The sequence below is a fragment of the Actinomyces sp. Marseille-P3109 genome (assembly GCF_900323545.1).
Taxonomy (GTDB): domain Bacteria; phylum Actinomycetota; class Actinomycetes; order Actinomycetales; family Actinomycetaceae; genus Actinomyces.
In genome coordinates, this window is the sequence record NZ_OOHN01000008.1 from 1,135,002 (window position 1) to 1,155,534 (window position 20,533).

Below are 20,533 nucleotides of genomic sequence, written 5' to 3' on the forward strand. Positions count from 1 at the left end.
GGCGACATCGAGAATCCGGCCGGATTCCAGGCGGACGCCACCCCGACCGAGCGGCCGGATCGCGGCGTTCCGGTGACACATACCACCCGGCACGCGCACGCCGAGAGCCCCACGACACGCCGCCTGAAGCACCACGCTCACGCCGATGACCGGAGCGCGAAAAGGCCCGGAGCGGCGTGCTCCGGGCCTATATGACATCAGGTCTGGTGGGCGATACTGGGATCGAACCAGTGACCTCTTCCGTGTCAGGGAAGCGCGCTCCCGCTGCGCCAATCGCCCGAGCGGATGACGGGACTCGAACCCGCGACCCTCACCTTGGCAAGGTGATGCTCTACCAACTGAGCCACATCCGCGTGACACCCTTGTGGGGTGCGGGAAGAAAGTTAGCAGAGGTCGTCGCCGGAGGCAAAACCATCCCGGCACCGATCCTCCATGAGGTGTCTCACGCCCCAGGAGGCGCCTGTGATCAAGACATGTGATCGAAGCAAGAGGGACTGACGTGACATGTCTTTCTCCCACACGCCTGCCTTCACACCTCAGTCGTGGCAGGGTTGTCCCTATGACCACGCCGACGACACCGAAGCCTCAGGCCACTCAGGAAACTCAGGAAGCTCCGCAGCGCCAGATCTGGCCCGGCCACCCCTACCCGCTCGGGGCGACCTACGACGGCTCAGGAACCAACTTCGCCCTCTACTCCTCGGCGGCGACCGGCGTCGGCCTGTGCCTGTTCGACGAGGAGGGCAACGAGGAGCGGGTGGCGCTCAAGGAGGTCGACGGCGACGTCTGGCACGCCTACCTTCCTGGGATCTCCCCGGGACAGAAGTACGGCTACCGGGTGGACGGCCCCTACGATCCGGCCTCCGGCCACCGCTGCGACCCCTCCAAACTGTTGCTGGACCCGTACGCCAAGGCGATCTCCGGCGAGGTGACGCCCTCCCAGACCCTGTACTCCTACTCCTTCGACAACCCGGAGGTGCGCAATGAGGAGGACTCCGCCGAGCACACAATGCGCTCGGTGGTCATCAACCCCTACTTCGACTGGGGACACGACCGTCCCCCGGGGCACGAGTACCACGAGACGATCATCTACGAGGCCCATGTCAAGGGAATGACCCAGCTGCACCCGATGGTTCCCGAGAACCTGCGGGGCACCTACGCGGGCCTGTCGCAGCCCGCGGTCATCGAGCACCTCAAGAGCCTGGGCGTCACGGCCATCGAGCTCATGCCGGTCCACCAGTTCGTCAACGACACCCACCTGCAGGAGAAGGGGTTGTCCAACTACTGGGGCTACAACACGATCGGCTTCTTCGCCCCGCACAACACCTACGCCGCCTACGGGACCGAGGGCGAGCAGGTCCAGGAGTTCAAGTCCATGGTCAAGGCCTTCCACGAGGAGGGCATCGAGGTCATCCTGGACGTGGTCTACAACCACACGGCCGAGGGCAACCACCTGGGCCCCACCCTGTCCTTCCGCGGCATCGACAACAGCTCCTACTACCGGCTCGTGGACGGCTCGCCGGCCCACTACTTCGACACCACCGGAACCGGCAACTCGCTGCTCATGCGCTCGCCGGCCGTCCTCCAGCTCATCATGGACTCGCTGCGTTACTGGGTCACTGAGATGCACGTGGACGGGTTCCGCTTCGACCTGGCCTCCACCCTGGCCCGCCAGTTCCACGAGGTCGACAAGCTCAGCGCCTTCTTCGACATCATCCACCAGGACCCGGTGCTCTCCCAGGTCAAGCTCATCGCCGAGCCCTGGGACGTGGGAGACGGCGGCTACAACGTGGGCGGGTTCCCGGCCCTGTGGAGCGAGTGGAACGGTAAGTACCGCGACACCGTGCGCGACTTCTGGCGCGGAGAGCCCTCAACCCTGGGCGAGTTCGCCTCCCGCATCACCGGCTCCTCCGACCTGTACCAGCACGCCGGTCGCACACCGGTGGCCAGCATCAACTTCGTCACCGCCCACGACGGCTTCACGATGCACGACCTGGTCTCCTACAACGAGAAGCACAACGAGGCCAACCTCGAGGGCAACGCCGACGGCGACAACAACAACCGCTCCTGGAACTGCGGCGCCGAGGGCCCCACTGACGACCCGACGATCAACGAGCTGCGTCATCGCCAGACCCGTAACTTCCTGGCCACCATCCTGTTCAGTCAGGGCGTCCCCATGATCTGTCACGGCGACGAGCTGGGACGCACCCAGGGGGGAAACAACAACGCCTACTGCCAGGACAATGAGATCTCGTGGATCGACTGGAACCTCGATGAGCAGGACAACGACCTGCTCCAGTTCACCCGCACCATGATGTGGCTGCGTCGGGACCACCCGGTGCTGCGGCGTCGGCGATTCTTCACCGGGGACGCCGGGCACGGCGGTGAGAGCGAGCTCGGCGAGATCGAGTGGCTCACACCGGCTGGTGAGTCGATGACCGATCAGGACTGGACCACCTGGTACGCCCGCGCCATGATGGTCTTCCTCAATGGGGAGGCCATCACCGAGCCTGATGAGCGGGGTCAGAGAGTCGTGGACAACTCCTTCCTCGTGCTCATCAACGCCTCCGACGAGGACATCACCTTCACCCTTCCGGGCGAGGGCTACTCCCCCACCTGGAAGGTCGCCCTGGACACGGCTCCGGCGGTGGACGGGGACTCCGACCCGGTCCTTGCCGCGGACGAGACCGTCACGGTGGAGGCCCGCTCCATGCTCTTCCTCACCGATGCCCCGGAGTCCGACGCGACGACGGAGCGGCTCCAGCGGTAGAGCCCGTGCCGGCCGACGCGCAATCGGATACGACCAGACAACAGCGCACCGCCCGACGCGCACCAGACGAGCTCAGGAAGTCACATGACCGACGCATTGGACGCAGCAGTGGATTCAGGGAACTCAGTGGATAGAAAGAGCTCAGGGGGCTCAGCGGATTCAACTGTCTCCGCGGAGTCGGCGGAGACCCCCACCTACGCCCCCTGGTCGGGGCACGTGCCGGCGCCCGAGCACCGCACCCCGGTGACCACCTACCGGCTCCAGCTGGGAGCGGGCCTCACCTTCGCCGACGCCAAGGCGCTGGTCCCCTACCTGGCCAGCCTCGGGGTCACCGACCTCTACCTGTCTCCGGTCCTCACCGCCGCCCCAGGGTCCACCCACGGGTACGACGTCGTCGATCATCGGCGCATCAGCGCCGTCATGGGTGGGCGCGACCAGCTGGAGTCCCTGGCTGCCGAAGCCGGCTCCCACGGTATGGGCGTCGTGGTGGACATCGTTCCCAACCACATGGCGGTGCCGACCCCCTGCTGGCACAACCTTCCCCTGTGGTCGGTACTGCGCGAGGGCCCGGACTCCCCTTACGCCGCCTGGTTCGATCTCTCCCTGGACGAGCCCATCCTCATGCCGATCCTGGGCAAGCGCATCGGCGCGGTCCTGGCCGACGAGGAGCTCACCCTGGAGCAGATGGTGGTCCCCGGTCAGGAGGATCTGGGCGAGCAGTGGGTGCTGCGCTACTACGACCACGCCTTCCCCGTCGCCCAGGGAACCGAGTCGCTGCCGATGCACGTGCTCGTCGAGCGTCAGCACTACCGTCTGGCCTACTGGAAGGTCGGTGACGAGGAGATCAACTACCGGCGGTTCTTCGACGTCGGCACCCTGGCCGCGATCCGGGTGGAGGATCCCGACGTCTTCGCCGGGAGCCACGCCCTCATCCTGGAGCTCATGCGGGCCGGTGCCATCAGCGCCCTGCGCGTGGACCACCCGGATGGCCTGGCCGATCCCGGCGGCTACCTCACCCAGCTGGCTGACGCCACCGATGGATCGTGGATCGCTGCGGAGAAGATCCTGGCGCCGAACGAGTCCCTGCCCACATCCTGGCCGGTGGCCGGAACCACCGGCTACGACGCCGCCTGGAGGATCGACCAGCTTCAGGTGGACCCCGCCGGAGCCGCCCGACTGGGCGCACTCATGCAGGAGCTCACCGGTGACGCACCGGTCGACTACGACCGCATCGTCGAGGAGGCCAAGCGGGAGGTCATCGCCGGGTCGCTGGCCGCGGAGGTCGACCGCCTGGCGCGCATCCTGGAATCGTTGACCTCGCAGGACGTTCGTCTGCGTGACCACACACTGCGCGACCTGCGGGCCTGCGTCGTCGAGCTGCTCGTGGCCGCCGATCAATACCGGGTCTACGTCGTCCCGGGTACTCCGCCCAGCCCGGAGACGGCCGCCGTCCTGCACGCCGACGCCGAGCGCGCCCGACAGCGCCTCGAGCCGGACCAGGGCGAGACACTCGACCTCGTGGTCGCGATCCTTCTGGGCGAGCCGGTCGGCTCCGAGGGCCTGTCGGAGGCCCCGGAGCGTGCCGAGGCAGTCATCCGCTTCCAGCAGGTGTGCGGGGCAGTCACCGCCAAGGGGGTGGAGGACACGGCCTTCTACCGCTGGACCCACCTGACCAGTCTCACCGAGGTCGGCGGGAACCCGGCCGGATTCGCGTTGAGCGCCGACGAGGCCCACGCCTGGGCGGACCGGGTCCAGAACACCTGGCCCGACACAATGGTCACCTCCACCACTCACGACACCAAGCGCGGCGAGGACGTGCGCGCGCGCCTGGACGTCCTGGCCTCCTACGCCGACGAGTGGAGCGATCTCGTCCACCGCCTGCGCGCCGTGACCGCGCAGGCCCGCCCTCTGGACCTCGACGGGCGCAGCGAGAACCTGCTGTGGCAGACCCTGTGGGGCACCTGGGCGCCCGACAGCCACGACCCCATGAATCCCGAGCGCCTGAACGCCTACCTCATCAAGGCCTCCCGGGAGCAGAAGGTTTGGACCACCTGGACCGCCCCGGACCTGGCCCGCGAGCAGGCCCTGACCGACTACGCCACCCACCTGCTGAGCAATGAGGACGTCACCCGTGAGCTTGAGGGCTTCGCGACTCTGACGGCCAAGGCGGTACGCACCGCCGTCCTCGCCAACAAGGCTCTGGCCCTGACCTGGATGGGGGTGAGCGACATCTACCAGGGCAGTGAGATCACCCGCACCTCCCTGGTGGACCCCGACAACCGGCGCGCGGTCGACTACACCGGTCCCGCCGGCCTCATGAGCACCCTGGAGCGCCTCGACTCCGGCGCCACTCCGCGCAACCTCGACGAGGACAAGCTCTTCCTCACCTCCCGCCTGGCGCGCTTGCGCGCCTCCCGCCCCAACACCTTCGTCGGCCCCCGGTCGGGCTACCGGGCCATCCCGGTGACCACCTCCTTCGCCTTCGCCTACGCCCGTCTGCTCGACGAGGCGCCCGACGTCGTCGTCATCGTCAGGCGCCTGTCCGAGCGGCTCGAGCAGCTGGGCGGGTGGCGCGAGGAGAGCGTCGTCCTGCCCGACGGCACCTGGGAGGACGTCCTGCACGGCGGCACCGTGGAGGGCGGCAACCAGCCCCTGGCCGCGGTGGTGGGAGACGCGCCGGCCGTCGTCCTGGCCAAGGTCCCCACGAGGACATCAGCCGACACCGCTCAGCCTGGTCAGTCCGCGGAGGAGGCCACCCCATGAGCCCGACGCCACGGACCTGGACCTCTCCCGCTCTACCCGTGGGACCACGGGTGCCGGTGTGGGCGCCCTCAGCCCGGAGCGTGGAGCTGCACCTGCCCGAGGACGACCGGCTGGTCGGCATGGTCCCGGTCTCCGGAGGATGGTGGACCGCGCCCTTCGACCTGGAGCCGGGTACCGACTACGCCTTCCGTGTGGACGGCTCCCCGAACCGCCCCGATCCTCGCAGCGCCCTGCAGCCTCACGGCGTCCACGGCCCCTCGCGAACAGTGGATCCGGCCTCGTGGCAGTGGACCGACCAGGACTGGGCGGGCAAGGAGCTGCTCGGCTCGGTCATCTACGAGCTTCACGTGGGCACCTTCACCCCGGAGGGCACCCTGGACGCCGCCATCTCCCGCCTGGGTCACCTGGCCGATCTGGGCGTCGACATCGTCGAGCTCATGCCGCTGGCAGCCTTTCCCGGCAAGGCCGGCTGGGGCTATGACGGAGTGGGACTGTGGGCGGTCCACGAGGCCTACGGAGGCCCCGAGGCCCTGGCCCGCTTCGTCGACGCCGCCCACCGCGCCGGCATCGGCGTGTGCCTCGACGTCGTCTACAACCACCTGGGCCCGTCGGGCAACTACCTCAGCGTCTTCGGCCCGTACTTCACCCGGGCTCACCACACGCCCTGGGGCGAGGCCGTCAACTACGACCATGACGGCAGCCAGCAGGTGCGTGCCTTCGTCATCGACTCCGCCCTGCGCTGGCTGCGGGACTTCCACGTCGACGCCCTGAGGCTGGACGCCATCCACGAGATCAAGGACGACGCCGCAGCCGCCGACCCGCCCCAGGCGCACGTCCTGGCCGAGCTCTCCGACGCCGTGGCCTCCCTGTCCGCTGAGCTGGGCCGCCCCCTGGGCTTGGTGGCGGAGGCCGACCTCAACGACGTCGGTGTCATCACTCCCACCGACGAGCCGCCACCGGCCAAGATGCCGAGCCTGGGCATGACCGCCCAGTGGGCCGACGACGTCCACCACGCCCTGCACGCCCGGCTCACCGGCGAGGCCCAGGGCTACTACGGGGACTTCGCTGAGGCCGGCGCCTGGGCCAAGGCATATGGACGGGCTTTCCTCCACAACGGCACCTGGTCCACCTTCCGGCAGCGGGACTGGGGAGCACCCGTGCCCGAGGCCACCGACCCCCGGCGCTTCGTCGTCTTCGGCTCCGACCATGACCAGGTCGGCAACCGGGCCGTCGGCGACCGTCCCTCGACCAGCCTCGACGACTCCGCCCTGGCGGCCACCGCCGCCCTGGTGCTGTTGTCCCCCTACACGCCCATGCTCTTCATGGGCGAGGAGTGGGGCACGCGTACCCCCTTCCAGTTCTTCACCGACTACGAGGAGACCGACCTCGCCCGCAGCGTCAGCGAGGGCCGCGTACGGGAGTTCGCCGGCTTCGGCTGGGACGCCGACGAGATCCCCGACCCTCAGGCGCCCAGCACCGTTGAGGCCTCGCGCCTGCGCTGGTCAGAGCTGAACGAGCCCGGGCACGCCCGCATGCTGTCGTGGTACCGCGCGCTGACCGCCCTGCGACGCGAGCTGGGCTGGTCGCGTCGCACCGCCTGGCCCCAAATCGACGAGACCGATGACGTCCTCACGGTAACCTACGAGGACATCGTCGTCGCAGCCAATCTCTCCGGTCAGAAGCGCCCCGCTCCCGCCTTCACGACAGTGCTCCTGTCCTGGGACACGATCGATCCAGACCAGCCGGTCATGTCCCACGGACAGACACTCATCGCTCGGCGCTGACGAGGCGGATCAGGAGGCCTCCCACCACGACACGCCGCACGCTGCCGCACCGAGACTCAACAGATGCACATCCGTTCAGAAAGGCAGGTACCTCGATGGCACAATGCAACCCACTGCGCGGCGTGGCTTCGTGTGCCCGCCGCAGTGGCGCACTAGCGTGGCATCCGTGACTATCAATGGCAGGCCGCGCCAGAACGAGGCAGGTGTCATCCCCGAACGATTCGAGGAAGCGCTCCTGTCCCTTCGCAACGCGCCCCGTTCACGAGGGCTCCTCATGGAGGAGGTGCCCGCTCCCAAGAAGCTGGCGCCCTACTCCGCCGCACTGACGGCGGAGACCATTGAGGCGGTCGGCACCACGCCGATCGCCACCGGACGCTTCGTCGTCCTCCACGACCCCAACGGTCAGGACGCCTGGGACGGAGACTTCCGCATCGTGGTCCAGGCGCGTGCCCGGATCGATGACGAGGTCGGCATGGACCCCGTCTTCGAGTCCGCTGCCTGGAGCTGGCTCACCGACGGGCTGGAGGACTCCCGAGCCGGGTACCGGGCGCTGGTAGGAACCGTCACCAGGGTCCTGTCCGAGACCTTCGGCGGGCTGACCCTCACCGACTCCTGCGCCCACGCCGAGATCCGGGCCTCATGGACACCCACGTCCGCTCATCTCGGCCCCCACCTGACCGCCTGGCACGAGCTCCTCCTGGTCGCCTCCGGCCACGAACCGGCCGCGGTCCACCCGCTCACCCTCGCCGGAGTCGCCAGGTGACAACCCGCGCAACCGGCGCCTCCCGCCCATCTGCGTCCTCGGCCGTACCCCGCCCATCTGCGTCCTCGGCCGTACCCCGCCCAGCCGTACCCCCCGGGACGACGGACCATCCCATCAGCCCCCACGACGTCATCGACTACCCGCGTCCCCGGGACGGTCTGCCCAAGATCACCAGTACTCCCACCGACCTGAGCCGGGTCGCCCACCTTCTGGCCGACGGACGCGGCCCCGTCGCCGTTGACGCCGAACGCGCCTCAGGCTTCCGCTACGGACAGGACGCCTACCTCGTCCAGCTCCGGCGTGAAGGCGTCGGCACCCTCCTCATCGACCCGGTCACCAGCGGTCCGCTGACAGAGCTGGCCACCACCCTCGACGGCCCCGAGTGGATCCTTCATGCCGCCGACCAGGACATCCCCTGCCTGACCGCCCTCGGCCTGAGGGCCACCTCCCTGTTCGACACCGAGCTGGCCGCCCGGCTCCTGGGACGCCAGCACGTCGGGCTGGGAGCTGTCATCGAGGAGACCCTGGGGCTGCGCCTGGCCAAGGACCATGCGGCGGCCGACTGGTCCACCAGGCCCCTGCCCACCTCCTGGCTCATCTACGCCACTCTCGATGTCGAGCTGCTCATCGACCTCAGGCACGCCCTGGCCGCCGAGCTCGAGGCGGCCGGCAAGGCGCAGTGGGCCGCCCAGGAGTTCGAGCACGTGCGGACCAGGCCGGCCAGGCCCGCCAAGCTCGACCCGTGGCGCAAGACCCCGCGAGCAGGAAGCGCCGTGCGCTCCCCCCGCTCGCTCGCGATCCTGCGCGAGCTGTGGCAGTCCCGGGAGGAGCTGGCCGCAGAGCTCGACCGGACCCCCTCCAAGGTTCTGTCCCACCAGGCTCTCATCGCCGCCGCCGTCGCCCGACCCCGATCGCGGCGCAAGATGACCAGCCTCAAGGAGTTCTCCTCCCGGCAGGCGCGCCAGAACCAGGAGCGCTGGTGGAGAGCCATTGAGCGCGCCCTGGAGCTGCCCGACGACGAGCTGCCCCCCACCCGAGCCCCGATGGGTCCCGAGGATCTTCCCCACCCGCGCACCTGGCAGCGTCACCATGCCGAGGCCGCCGACCAGTTCAATCGAGTACGCGGGGCCGTCAGGCAGCGCGCCGAGGGCATCCATGTCCCCCAGGAACTGCTCCTGGCGCCGGGCTGCCAACGCCGTCTGGCCTGGGACCTCGGTGAGGAGATCGAGGCCGGACGCACCGGCGGCGTCAGTGCCCAGGAGATCGGTGAGCGCCTGGCCGCCATGGGGGCCAGACCATGGCAGATCGACCAGGCAGCACCCGCCCTAGCGACAGCACTGAGCTGAACGCTCCTCGAGCACACACGACGGGCGCCGTCCGCCTCGGTGGTGGACGGCGCCCGTCGTCGTCACAGACTCGTGGACGTGCAACCTGACGGCCTCTGAGAGCCTCAGTGAACCTCGAAACCATAGGAACGGAAGATGGCGCGCGTGGACTCCACAAGCTCCGGCTCCGGAGGCCTGGTGTCACGCAGCTGGTACTTCAGTCCCAGAGCATCCCATTTGTCGGTGCCCATCTGGTGGAAGGGCAGGACCTCAACACGGCTGACCGAGCCCCAGCGCTCAATGATGCGGGCCACGTTGTGGACGTTCTCGGGGTCGTCAGTGAGGTCCGGGACCAGGACGAACCGGGCCCAGATCTCGATTCCCTTGGCCGCCAGCCGGTCACCGAAGGTGATCGTCGGGGCGAGGGAGCGTCCCGTCACCTTCTTGTAGGTCTCCTCATCACCGCTCTTGACGTCGAGGAGCACCAGGTCGATGTTGTCGAGCATCTCATCGCTGGCATTGGCTCCCAGGAACCCCGAGGTGTCGATGCACGTGTGGATCCCCATCTTCTTCGCACCGGCCAGGAGCTTGCCCGCGAAGGCCGGCTGCATGAGAACCTCGCCGCCTGACAGCGTGATACCGCCCTTGGACGCACGGAACACCCCCCGGTAGCGGCGCATACGACGGAGAAGCTCCGAGGCCTCAACCGGCTCGCCGTCCTTCATGAGGAAGGTATCGGGGTTGTGGCAGTACAGACACCGCAGGGGGCATCCGTTGAGGAAGACGGTCATCCGGGTACCGGGACCATCCACCGCGGTGACGAGCTCCCAGGAGTGGATCGAGCCCAACTCACCGGCCCGCATCCGGGCCAGGCGCTCAGAGCGCTGAAGATCCGTCAGCTCCTCGAGCCCGCCGATACCCGCCCCGCGCAAACGGGCGGCCGGGGCCAGGAAGTCCTGGTCCCGACCGCCGTCGCGCACGGTCGTCGTGGTCTGCGTCATGACCGCTCGCCGTGCTCCAGGGCTCAGGCCTGGGAGTGGAAGGTGCGGTGGAGCACGTCAAGCTGCTGCTCGCGAGTCAGCTTGACGAAGTTGACGGCGTAGCCGGAGACGCGGACCGTGAGGTTCGGGTAGTTCTCCGGGTGCTCCATCGCGTCCTCGAGGGTGTTGCGGTCCAGGACGTTGATGTTGGCGTGGTACAGGCCCTTGACGCCGCCGTTGTCCTGACGCTGCGCCTTCATGGAGGCGAGGCGCTCTTCATACGTGGCCATGGTGGCCCCTTTCTGAGGTGATGTTATCGATGTGTGAGAGGTTGCTGCGGTGTGATCAGCCGGGGAAGCCGGCTGGATCAGATCTCGGCGCAGTCGTCGGGAACGAATCCGGCGTCGAGGATGCCCACGAGGTTGGCGACGCGCTCATCGAGCGTACGGCCCAGACCCTGCGGGGTGATCGTGTTGGTCAGCGAGATGCCGTCCAGGGCGTCGTTGTAGTCGAGCTTGCCAACGCTGAGCATCGAGGCGACCATGCCGTGGGTGTCCATCCCGTTCTCCGGGTTGGCGCCGGGCGAGAAGGGGGTGCCCTTCTGGTGACCCGAGGGGAAGGAGCCCGTGGCCTTGCCGTAGACGACGTTGGAGGTGATCGTCAGCACCGACTGGGTCGGGATGGCGTCCCGGTAGAAGGGCTGAGCCTTGATCTTCGACATGATCGTGTGGACCACGGTGGCTGCGATGTCGTCGGCGCGGTCATCGTCGTTGCCGTAGATCGGGAAGTCGCCCTCGGTGACATAGTCGACCACCAGGCCGGTCTCATCACGCACCGGGGTGACCTTGGCGTACTTGATGGCAGCCAGGGAGTCGGCCACGATCGACAGGCCGGCGATGCCGCAGCCCATGGTGCGCACGATGTCGGAGTCGTGCAGCGCCATCTCGATGGACTCGTAGGCGTAACGGTCATGGCAGTAGTGGATGATGTTGAGGGCCTCGACGTAGGTGGCCACCACCCAGTCCAGCATCTTCTCGTACTTGTCCCACACCTCGTCGAAGTCGAGGGGGCCGTCGCCCTCGATACCGGGCAGACCGGAGACGACCTGCTTGCCGGTCATCTCGTCGCGACCGCCGTTGATGGCGTAGAGCAGGGCCTTGGCGGAGTTGACGCGGGCGCCGAAGAACTGCATCTGCTTACCCACGCGCATCGGGGACACGCAGCAGGCGATCGCGGCGTCGTCGCCCCAGTGGTCACGGATCTGCTCGTCGGCCTCGTACTGGATGGAGGAGGTCGTGATCGAGATCAGGGCGCAGAAGTCCTTGTAGCCCTGCGGCAGGTTCTCGTCCCAGAAGATCGTGATGTTCGGCTCCGGGGCGGGACCGAGGTTGCGCAGGGTCTGCAGCAGACGGAAGGAGGTCTTGGTGACCAGGGAGCGACCGTCCTCGCCGAAGCCGGCGTCGGACCAGGTGGCCCAGTAGGGGTCACCGGAGAAGATCTGGTCGTAGTCGATGGTGCGCAGGAAGCGCGTGATGCGCAGCTTCATGACGATGTTGTCGATGAGCTCCTGGGCTCGGCTCTCATCGATGACGCCGTTGCGCAGGTCCCTCTCGAAGTAGATGTCCAGGAAGCCGGAGAGACGGCCGATGCTCATGGCGGCACCGTCCTGGGACTTCACGGAGGCCAGGTAGGCGAAGTAGGTCCACTGGACCGCCTCGTGGGCGTTCTTGGCCGGGCCGGAGATGTCGTAGCCGTAGGAGGCGGCCATGACCTTGAGCTTCTTGAGGGCCTTGATCTGCTCGGAGTGCTCCTCGCGGTAGCGGGCCCAGTGCTCGGAGAAGGGTTTGTCCGCCACGGCGTCCTTGGCCCTCTGCTTCTCCTCAATGAGGAAGTCGGCACCGTAGAGCGCCACCCGGCGGTAGTCGCCGATGATGCGACCGCGGCCGTAGGCGTCGGGCAGACCGGTGATGATGTGGCTGGAGCGCGCCGCACGGATGCGCGGGGTGTAGATGTCGAAGACCGCGTCGTTGTGGGTCTTGCGGTAGCGGGTGAAGATCTTCTTGACCTCGGGGTCGACCTCCTTGCCCGCCTCCTTGATCGCGGTCTCCACCATGCGCCAGCCACCGTTGGGCATCATGGCGCGACGCAGCGGGGAATCCGTCTGCAGGCCAACGATGACGTCGTCGTCCTCGCTGATGTAGCCGGCAGGGAAGGCGTCGATGTCAGCGGGAGTGTGGGTGTCGACGTCAAGGATGCGGACCTTGCGCTCCTCGGAGAGGTAGTCCTTCTCCAGGGTGTCCCACAGGCGCAGGGTCTTGTCCGTGGCGCCCGCGAGGAACGAGGCGTCACCCTCGTAGGGGGTGTAGTTACGCTGGATGAAGTCGCGGACGTCAATGTCCTCGGTCCACGGTCCGGTAACGAAGCCCTCCCAGGCGTCATTGCCGCTCACCGTGGTGGCAGATGTTGTGACCTCAGTGGTCATCCGTGCCCTCCTCGTGTGGGTGACCGGAGAGCCACCCGGTTGTTGTCGCCCTTGTGAGGCGAGGCGGCACATCGGCGCGCCGTCACTCTCAGAGTAGAACTCCGGCGAGGCCTTGTGGGCCACTGGTCCCAAGAAGAGCCGGTGTGATGACTCACAGGCCGATCAACACCACCCCAAACTAGGACATAGGTCCCTATCGCTACCGTTCGGAAAGATGATCGTCGCCCGAAAACAACGTCGCTCTACCTTCGACGATATCGGCGAACGGGAGCACGCCCGCAGGCTGTCGGCCTATCACAAAGATTAGGACAGGTGTCCCAGTGGCGGTCGGCTGCATGGTCGACAACGAGCGCGCCAGAAGCCGCGCCGCACCGCCGATGCACGCCTACTCGGCCCCAAGGTCCCGGACCGCCACGACGCCGTCAGCGGCGGTAGCCGCCGTCCTGGCAATGTCGGCCGCCAGCATGCCGAAGTCCTCCAGCAGCTCGGCCCGGGAGGCGGTGTCGATGAACTGACGCGGGATGCCGATGCGACGGAAGACCGGGGAGCCTGCCTCACCGGGACGGGAGGCCTGGTGGTCCTCCACAGCATCGCGCAGCTGGGACCCGATGCCTCCGTCAACCAGTCCGTCCTCGATCACGACGACGACGTCGGCCTCGGCTGCGGCCCGGACAAGAGGATCGGGAGCCGGGATGACCCAGTGCGGGTGCACCACCGCGACGGTGCGGCCCTCCTGCTGAAGGGTCCGTCCGGCCTCGCAGGCCTGAGCCGCCATGGCGCCCACGCCCACCAGGAGGATATGAGGCGCGCCCACCGTGCCCCGACTCTCGAGCAGCACGTCGACGACGTCGAAGGCATCCGCCTCCCCCGTCTCCCCACTCTCCTCGTCCTGCAGGCCCTGGTCATCAACCACCTGCTCGAGGCGGCGCACCACCGGCAGCGGGTCGGGCAGAGTTCCCTTGGGGTAGCGCACCACCGTGGGGGCGTCGTCGGTGGTCACGGCCTGACGCAGGCTCTCACGCAGCGTCGCCTCGTCCCGGGGAGCCGCCAGGCGCAGGCCCGGGACGTGAGCCAGCAGCGCCATGTCCCACATGCCGTTGTGGCTGGCCCCGTCCGTGCCGGTGATCCCGGCTCGATCCAGGACTACCGTCACTCCTGCGCGGTGGAGAGCGACATCCATGAGGACCTGGTCGAAAGCGCGGTTGAGGAAGGTGGCGTAGAGGGCCACCACGGGGTGCATCCCGGAGAACGCCAGCCCGGCGGAGAAGGTGAGCGCGTGCTGCTCGGCGATGCCGACGTCGATGACCCGCTCCGGCATGGCGTCGGCCAAGGGCTGGAGACCCACGGGAGCCTGCATCGCAGCGGTGACCCCGACGATCCGCTCGTCGCCGCGCGCCAGCGACACGATCTCCTCGGCGAAGACGGAGGTCCACCCGAAGCGCTCGGCCACGACCGGCAGCCCGGTCTCGGGATGGATCTGGCCCACGGCGTGGAAGCGGTCTGGAACGTGCTCCTCGGCGGGGGTGTATCCGCGCCCCTTCTCGGTGATGACGTGGACGATGACCGGTTCGGCGTACTCGCGGGCCCGGGTGAGGGCGAACTCGATGGCGGTGATGTCGTGGCCGTCGACGGGTCCGGTGTACTTGATTCCCAGGTCCTCGAAGAAGGCCGAGGGGACGAGGACGTCCTTGAGTCCCCGCTTGAGGCCGTGCAGGGCGTCGAAGGCCGCCCGGCCGGGCGCCCCCTGGGACAGGAGCGTGCGCTTGACCCCGGTCAGGACGCGCTCGTAGCCGGGATTCGTGCGCAGCGCGTCGAGGTGGTGGGCCAGTCCCCCGATGGTGGGGGCGTAGGAGCGTCCGTTGTCGTTGACGACGATGACCAGGTGCCGGTCTGAGGAGTCGGCGATGTTGTCCAGGGCCTCCCAGGCCATGCCGCCGGTCATGGCGCCGTCACCGATGACGGCGACCACGTGGCGCTCGTCGTGGCCCTGGAGGTGGTTGGCTCGGGCGATGCCGTCCGCCCAGGACAGCGAGGTGGAGGCGTGGGAGTTCTCCACGACGTCGTGAACGGACTCGGCCCGCGACGGGTAACCGGACAGCCCTCCGCGCTCGCGCAGGTGGGTGAAGTCCTGCCGGCCGGTGAGCAGCTTGTGGACGTAGGCCTGGTGACCGGTGTCGAAGACGATGGTGTCCCGCGGCGAGCGGAAGGTGCGGTGCAGGGCGATCGTCAGCTCCACGACACCGAGGTTGGGACCCAGGTGGCCGCCGGTGCGCGCCACCGAGGCGACGAGGTGGCGACGGATCTCGGCCGCGAGCGCCACCAGCTCGTCGCTGGTGAGGCGGTTGAGGTCGGCGGGCTTCCTCACTGAGGAAAGAAGCGCTCGGCTGCCCTTGCCCTGCTTGGCGGGCCGACCAGTGTGCTCAGCTGCTGGCACGGTGCGCCTCCTTGTCGAAGGTGATGTCGAGTGTGGTGAGGTGTCGTTCATGCGGTGGTGCGTCGTCGGCCACCGAGCTGGTGGAGCGGATGAGAGGATGCGGAGGCACCCGGGAAAGGGTAGCCGGTGGGCACGCAATGATGTTTCTGCGGTGGTGGTACTCCTCCTGACGTCACCGCTTCGGTGGCGGTATCACAGCCTGTCTCCGTGCCGATCGCCGAGCCGGTCTCGATGCCGGTCTCGATGCCGGTCTCATGCTGGCCTTCAGCATAGGGCGGTCCTGGCCGCCGTACAGTCACGTGTCACGCGGGTCACGGATAAGCACGTACTGTATGCCTTGACCGTCGGAACCCTTCGCGCCGGCCGGTCCGTGGCGTCGTCGCACCTGACCGCCCGACCGCCCGACCGCCCTCAGGACAGCCTTCCAGGAGGAACCATGAGCATCACAGCCCCCTTCGGCACCTGGCCCTCACCCATCACTCCAGGCACGATCACGACCCGGACGGTTCTGCTGTCCCAGGTTCGTGTGGACGGAGGCGATACCTACTGGGTGGAGCAGCGCGCCTCGCAGGCAGGGCGCAACGTCCTGCTGCGCCGTAACGGGGACGGTCAGATCGGAGAGGTGCTTCCGCTGACGCCGGCCGACGAGCTGGTCGACGTGCGTACCCGGGTGCACGAGTACGGCGGAAGGGCCTACGCCGTCGACGGCGGGATCATCGTGGTTTCCCATGCTGGGGACGGGCGCCTGTACCGCTATGACGTGGCGCACCGCCTGCGCGGTCTGGTTCCCTTGACCATCTACGGCGACGTGCGTCATGGCGACCTGGAGATCGACACGGGCCGTGGCCTGGTCTACGCGGTCCGCGAGGACCACCGTGGCGAGGGCGAGGCGGTCAACACCCTGGTGGCGATTCCTCTGGACGGCTCGGCCGCCCGTGACGACTCGCGTGTGCTCACGCTGGTGTCGGGAACGGACTTCGTGGTCGCCCCGACGCTCTCGCCCGACGGCGAGCACCTGGCCTGGATCACCTGGGACCACCCGGGTATGCCGTGGGACAACGCCTCCCTGCACGTGGGCGACCTGAATCCGGACGGGACGATCGGCGAGCAGGCGCTGGTGGACGGCGGTGACGGGCACTCGGTCTCCGAGCCGCGCTGGACCGAGGAGTGCGACCTGGTTCATGGCTCGAACGCCTCGGGCTTCTGGAACCTCTATCGCACCGAGGGCTTCCCGGTGCGCGGCACCAACCGTCCGGGATGGTCCGAGAAGCTGCGCACCCGCCCCCTGCACCCGGCCGAGGTCACGTTCACCACCCCGGCCTGGCAGCTGGGACCGCACTCCTTCGACGTACTCGACGCCGACCACATCATCGCCTCCTGGGCCCAGGACGCGGTCTCCCACCTGGGCACCATCAAGCTCGCCAACGGCGAGCTCGAGGAGTGGAACGTGGGCTGGCAGCCGATCGGCAACGTGGCCTCCAGCGCCGGTCGCGTCGTCATGCTGGCCTCCAACGAGATGACGATGCCAAGCATCGTGGAGGTCAAGAACAGCACGGTGCAGGTGCTGCGCGGCTCGGGTGAGTTCGAGCCCGAGGGCCTCGGGGTGTCCTTCCCCGAGCCGGTCTCCTGGCCCACGAGCGATGGTGCGAGCGCTCACGGCTTCTACTACCCGCCGACGTCGGCCTCCCACGTGGGCGGCGAGGGCGAGCTGCCACCCCTCATCGTCAACGTCCACGGCGGCCCGACGGCGACGGCCGTGCCCGGCTACGACCTGCGCATCCAGTACTGGACCAGTCGGGGCTTCGCCTATCTCGACGTCAACTACCGCGGCTCCATGGGCTACGGCACCGGCTACCGCAAGGCCCTCGAGGGCAAGTGGGGCATCTACGACGTCGACGACTGCGTCAGCGGCGTCCAGCACCTGGTGGACGCCGGGCTCGTGGATCCGCGCCGCATCGCGATCCGCGGCGGATCGGCCGGCGGTTTCACGGTGCTGTCGGCGATCACCCGCTCCTCGGCGTTCACGGCCGCCAGCTCCTGCTTCGGGGTGACCGATCTCAAGAGGCTGGTGCGCACGACCCACAAGTTCGAGTCGCACTACATCGGCCAGCTCATGGGCACCCACGACATTGACGACCCGGTTCTGGACGAGCGCAGCCCCATCAACCACATCGAGGACATCAGTGTGCCGCTGCTGCTCATCCAGGGCTCGGAGGACCCGATCGTCCCGGCTGAGCAGGCCACCGCCATGTACGAGGCTCTCAAGGAGGCCGGCGCGCCGGTGGCCCTGGAGGTCTTCCAGGGCGAGGGCCACGGGTTCCGTCTGGCCGCGAACATCCGGCGCCGCTACGAGGCCGAGCTGAGCTTCTACCGCCAGGTGTGGAACATCGGCGGCTCCTGCTCGGGGTCCGAGCGGCGCGGTGAGGAGGACACCTTCATGGTCAAGGTGGAGAACCTGCGCTGATGGATCATGCCTGGAAGAGGCTGTCCCAGCCCCTGACAAGGCGCGCGGGCAGCCTCTTCCGTCATCATCGCCTCGGGCTCTACATCCTGGCGGTGCTGGTAGGGCTCGCCTCGGGTCTGGGGGCCGTACTGTTCCGGCTGGGGATCGACGCCTGGTCCCGGCTGCTGAGCGGGGCCAACGACTACACGGAGTCGATGGGGCCCTCGGTCGGGTCTCTGGCGGCGCTCGGCACCTGGTTCGTCCTGGCGGCCCCGGTGCTCTCGGGGCTCATCGTGGGTCCTGTCATGTCCCGGCTGGGTCATACGCCCACCGGTCACGGGGTGGCCGGCGTCATCTGGTCGACGCGCCACGGCGACGGCACGATGGCACCGCTCCCAGCTCTGGCCGTGACGACGTCGTCGGCTCTGACGATCGGTGGGGGCGGCTCGGTGGGTCCGGAGGGACCGATCGCAGAGCTGGGCGCCTCGACGGCAAGCCTCATCGGGCGGGGCCTGCGCCTGCCGAAGCTCCCGATCCGCTACCTGGCTGCCGCCGGAACTGCCGCTGGGATCGCGGCGGCCTTCAACGCTCCGCTGGCGGGGGCCTTCTTCGCCCTGGAGGTCGTCCTCATGGGCTTCAGCTCGGATGCCTTCATCGTCATCGTCCTGGCCTGTGTGACCTCGACGGTTCTGTCCCACCATCTTCTGGGGACGACCCTGTCACTGTCGCTGCCCTACCTGGACCTATCCGGGGACGCCCAGCTCGGATGGGTCGCTCTCCTGGGTGTGGTGGGCGGATGCGTCGGCATCGGCTTCATGCGCCTTCGCTTCATCGTGCTCGACGCCCTGACCCGCGCCTGGCAGCGACTGGGCGTCCCGATCTGGGTGCGTCCCGGTATCGGGGGTCTGGCGGTGGGCGGCATCCTGCTCGTCCTGCCTGAGATGTACGGGGAGTCCTCGGCGACGCTCAACCGGGCACTGGCGGGCCGCTACACCCTGGTGCTGCTGCTCGTCCTGTGCCTGGGCAAGATGCTGGCCACCTCGATGACGCTCGGGATGGGGTTCGTCGGCGGGGTGTTCGCCCCATCCCTGTTCATCGGGGGGACGCTCGGCGCGGCCTTCGGGACCCTGGTCGCGCCCTCCTATGCCCCGGCAGCCGGGGTCTTCGGGGTCATCGGGATGGGTGCGGTGTTCGCCGGTGCGGCTCGCGCACCGATGACTGCGGTCCTGCTCATCATCGAGATGACCGGCCAGCACGCGCTGCTGCTGCCCCTCATGCTGGCCACGGTGCTAGCCACCTTCGCCAGCCGCTTCCTGTCGCGTGGGACGCTGTTCACCGAGGAGCTGCGCCGCCGCGGTGAGGATGTTGAGGACCCGATGACCACCACGCTCATGGGGCGTACCCGCGCCTCCAGGATCATGGTGGAACCGCCGGCTGTGGTGGAGGAGACGATGACGGTGCGGCAGGCGGCCGCCCTCATGAGCCGGCACGGCGTCTCGATCCTGCCCGTCGTGCGGACGAGGACCGGTTCTCACGACGTTCGCAGCGGTGCTCACGACGACGGCCCCGCACCGACGTCCAAGGGCGCCGGGAGCACCGAGAGTGGTATCGGGTCCGGCGCCGAGACAACTGCGAAGACTGACGCTGGCAGCGCCCCACGGTTCATGGGTGAGCTGCTCGGCTGCATCACAGCCGCACAGCTCACCGACGCGCTTCTCAAGGAGGAGCCTGACGACGTCGGCGACGGCTCCCGACCGTCACCGACGGTGACGGACCTGCCTTTGGTCACTGCCCGCCTGACGGCTGAGGCCGAGGCGACCGACGTGCTCGAGGCCCTGACCAGCACTCGCCTGGAGGGTCTGCCGGTGGTCACCCCAGTGGAGGGCTCCAGCAGAGACCGGCCCGGTGAGCAGCTGGCAGGCTGGGTGTCTCAAAGGATCGTCGTGGAGAGGATCTACGAGGTACAGGCCCGGGCTCGCACCGCGGCCGCCACCTACACCTCGCTGGGCTCCCGCCTGCAGCACCGGTGGTACTCCCGTCCCGTTCCCCGGCGCAGGATCGGCCGGATCGGCCGGATCAGCTCACGCGGCTCTCTTCACTCGCGACGCCGGTAGCCGCGGCTCCGTCACCGAGAGCTACCGATGAGCCGCCGATCATCCATCACTGATCGTCGCCGCTACTGTCACCGCGCTCCGTGGCGATACCGGTTCCAGGGCCGTCCTCGTTGCTCCGGGGGCTCTTGAGACCGCGGCTCTCCTGAACCGCACGGGCCTTTTCGGTGATGCTCTCGGTGAGGGTGTCGGACAGCTCGGTGATGCGTTCGGCATTGGCCACGATGCGTCGGGGGTCAGACATCCACATCCAGGCAGCGGCCACGATCGGGAGGATCACAGGTAGGTACCACCTCGACCTGCCCCAGTGCGCCCACACCGACACGCTGAGGTCGGCAGGTGTGGGCGGGGTTTCCGTCAGGGTGAGGACGCCGATGAGCACGGCCATGGTGGCCAGCGCTCCCAGGCACATCCAGCCGATGTTGCGCATCCGGCGTCCGTTGTGGGCCACGCAGACGGCCAGAAGGATGTAAAGGCCCCCTCCCAGGAGGTTGAAGGACCACACCGCAGGCGCCTCGTCGGGGTTTCGGACCAGAGACACCAGGGAGGGTACGAGGACTATCGTCCCGAAGACGGCGAAGACGCCGACCAGGATGCGTCCCCAGCCGTAGGCGGGACGACGGGTGTCCTGCACCGTGCGTACCGATGAGCGCTCGTCCATGAGGAACGACCTTTCCACGT

General features: G+C 68.2%; 13 protein-coding genes and 2 tRNA genes. 7 read left to right on the forward strand and 8 right to left on the reverse strand.

All coding sequences use genetic code 11. The features are described 5' to 3' along the window. Positions 1–204: 204 nt before the first annotated feature. Both BQ8008_RS05200 and BQ8008_RS05205 read right to left on the reverse strand, forming a co-directional pair. Positions 205–279 (reverse strand) — tRNA-Val (locus BQ8008_RS05200). A 1-nt stretch (position 280) separates the two neighbouring features. Next, positions 281–353 (reverse strand) — tRNA-Gly (locus BQ8008_RS05205). A 206-nt stretch (positions 354–559) separates the two neighbouring features. Here BQ8008_RS05205 and glgX point away from each other — a divergent pair. From glgX to BQ8008_RS05235, 5 genes are all read left to right on the forward strand, one after another. Then, positions 560–2,767, forward strand: coding sequence for a glycogen debranching protein GlgX (gene glgX, locus BQ8008_RS05210; protein ID WP_108833098.1), 2,208 nt, complete (start codon positions 560–562; stop codon positions 2,765–2,767). A gap of 84 nt (positions 2,768–2,851) precedes the next feature. Further along, positions 2,852–5,530 (forward strand): malto-oligosyltrehalose synthase, encoded by a 2,679-nt coding sequence (treY, locus tag BQ8008_RS05215; RefSeq protein WP_234415237.1) that lies wholly within the window; start codon positions 2,852–2,854, stop codon positions 5,528–5,530. Next, positions 5,527–7,314, forward strand: coding sequence for a malto-oligosyltrehalose trehalohydrolase (gene treZ / locus BQ8008_RS05220; RefSeq protein ID WP_108833099.1), 1,788 nt, complete (start codon positions 5,527–5,529; stop codon positions 7,312–7,314). The genes treY and treZ overlap by 4 nt, the downstream gene beginning before the upstream one ends. Positions 7,315–7,471: 157 nt before the next feature. Continuing rightward, on the forward strand, positions 7,472–8,077 hold the full coding sequence (locus BQ8008_RS05225) for a DUF3000 domain-containing protein (RefSeq protein WP_442778220.1): 606 nt from the start codon (positions 7,472–7,474) through the stop codon (positions 8,075–8,077). Then, positions 8,074–9,423 (forward strand): HRDC domain-containing protein, encoded by a 1,350-nt coding sequence (locus tag BQ8008_RS05235; RefSeq protein WP_234415238.1) that lies wholly within the window; start codon positions 8,074–8,076, stop codon positions 9,421–9,423. The genes BQ8008_RS05225 and BQ8008_RS05235 overlap by 4 nt, the downstream gene beginning before the upstream one ends. 104 nt (positions 9,424–9,527) lie before the next feature. Here BQ8008_RS05235 and pflA read toward each other — a convergent pair whose 3' ends face one another. The 5 genes from pflA to BQ8008_RS13905 form a co-directional block, all read right to left on the reverse strand. Then, entirely contained in the window at positions 9,528–10,403 is an 876-nt protein-coding gene (pflA, locus tag BQ8008_RS05240) for a pyruvate formate-lyase-activating protein (protein ID WP_108833100.1), read from the reverse strand. A gap of 23 nt (positions 10,404–10,426) precedes the next feature. Beyond that, positions 10,427–10,672: an autonomous glycyl radical cofactor GrcA2 gene (gene grcA2 / locus BQ8008_RS05245; protein WP_009406209.1), complete on the reverse strand. Its 246-nt coding sequence runs from the start codon at positions 10,670–10,672 to the stop codon at positions 10,427–10,429. Positions 10,673–10,749: 77 nt separating this feature from the next. After that, positions 10,750–12,864: a formate C-acetyltransferase gene (pflB, locus tag BQ8008_RS05250; RefSeq protein ID WP_108833101.1), complete on the reverse strand. Its 2,115-nt coding sequence runs from the start codon at positions 12,862–12,864 to the stop codon at positions 10,750–10,752. A 385-nt stretch (positions 12,865–13,249) separates the two neighbouring features. Further along, positions 13,250–15,298, reverse strand: coding sequence for a 1-deoxy-D-xylulose-5-phosphate synthase (gene dxs, locus BQ8008_RS05255; RefSeq protein WP_108833102.1), 2,049 nt, complete (start codon positions 15,296–15,298; stop codon positions 13,250–13,252). Then, positions 15,285–15,407, reverse strand: coding sequence for a hypothetical protein (locus BQ8008_RS13905; RefSeq protein ID WP_267896212.1), 123 nt, complete (start codon positions 15,405–15,407; stop codon positions 15,285–15,287). The genes dxs and BQ8008_RS13905 overlap by 14 nt, the downstream gene beginning before the upstream one ends. 327 nt (positions 15,408–15,734) lie before the next feature. Here BQ8008_RS13905 and BQ8008_RS05260 point away from each other — a divergent pair, with 327 nt between their 5' ends. Both BQ8008_RS05260 and BQ8008_RS05265 read left to right on the forward strand, forming a co-directional pair. Further along, on the forward strand, positions 15,735–17,762 hold the full coding sequence (locus BQ8008_RS05260; RefSeq protein WP_108833103.1) for an alpha/beta hydrolase family protein: 2,028 nt from the start codon (positions 15,735–15,737) through the stop codon (positions 17,760–17,762). Then, on the forward strand, positions 17,762–19,855 hold the full coding sequence (locus BQ8008_RS05265; protein ID WP_108833104.1) for a chloride channel protein: 2,094 nt from the start codon (positions 17,762–17,764) through the stop codon (positions 19,853–19,855). The genes BQ8008_RS05260 and BQ8008_RS05265 overlap by 1 nt, the downstream gene beginning before the upstream one ends. Before the next feature lie 46 nt (positions 19,856–19,901). Here BQ8008_RS05265 and BQ8008_RS05270 read toward each other — a convergent pair whose 3' ends face one another. Continuing rightward, on the reverse strand, positions 19,902–20,513 hold the full coding sequence (locus BQ8008_RS05270) for a hypothetical protein (protein WP_108833105.1): 612 nt from the start codon (positions 20,511–20,513) through the stop codon (positions 19,902–19,904). Positions 20,514–20,533: the final 20 nt, after the last annotated feature.

Coding starts and splice junctions, on each gene's coding strand:
- pflB (WP_108833101.1), bottom strand. CDS start 12,864: ATGACCACTGAGGTCACAACATCTGCCACCACGGTGAGCGGCAATGAC.
- BQ8008_RS05260 (WP_108833103.1), top strand. CDS start 15,735: ATGAGCATCACAGCCCCCTTCGGCACCTGGCCCTCACCCATCACTCCA.
- glgX (WP_108833098.1), top strand. CDS start 560: ATGACCACGCCGACGACACCGAAGCCTCAGGCCACTCAGGAAACTCAG.
- pflA (WP_108833100.1), bottom strand. CDS start 10,403: ATGACGCAGACCACGACGACCGTGCGCGACGGCGGTCGGGACCAGGAC.
- grcA2 (WP_009406209.1), bottom strand. CDS start 10,672: ATGGCCACGTATGAAGAGCGCCTCGCCTCCATGAAGGCGCAGCGTCAG.
- BQ8008_RS05270 (WP_108833105.1), bottom strand. CDS start 20,513: ATGGACGAGCGCTCATCGGTACGCACGGTGCAGGACACCCGTCGTCCC.
- treZ (WP_108833099.1), top strand. CDS start 5,527: ATGAGCCCGACGCCACGGACCTGGACCTCTCCCGCTCTACCCGTGGGA.
- BQ8008_RS05265 (WP_108833104.1), top strand. CDS start 17,762: ATGGATCATGCCTGGAAGAGGCTGTCCCAGCCCCTGACAAGGCGCGCG.
- treY (WP_234415237.1), top strand. CDS start 2,852: ATGACCGACGCATTGGACGCAGCAGTGGATTCAGGGAACTCAGTGGAT.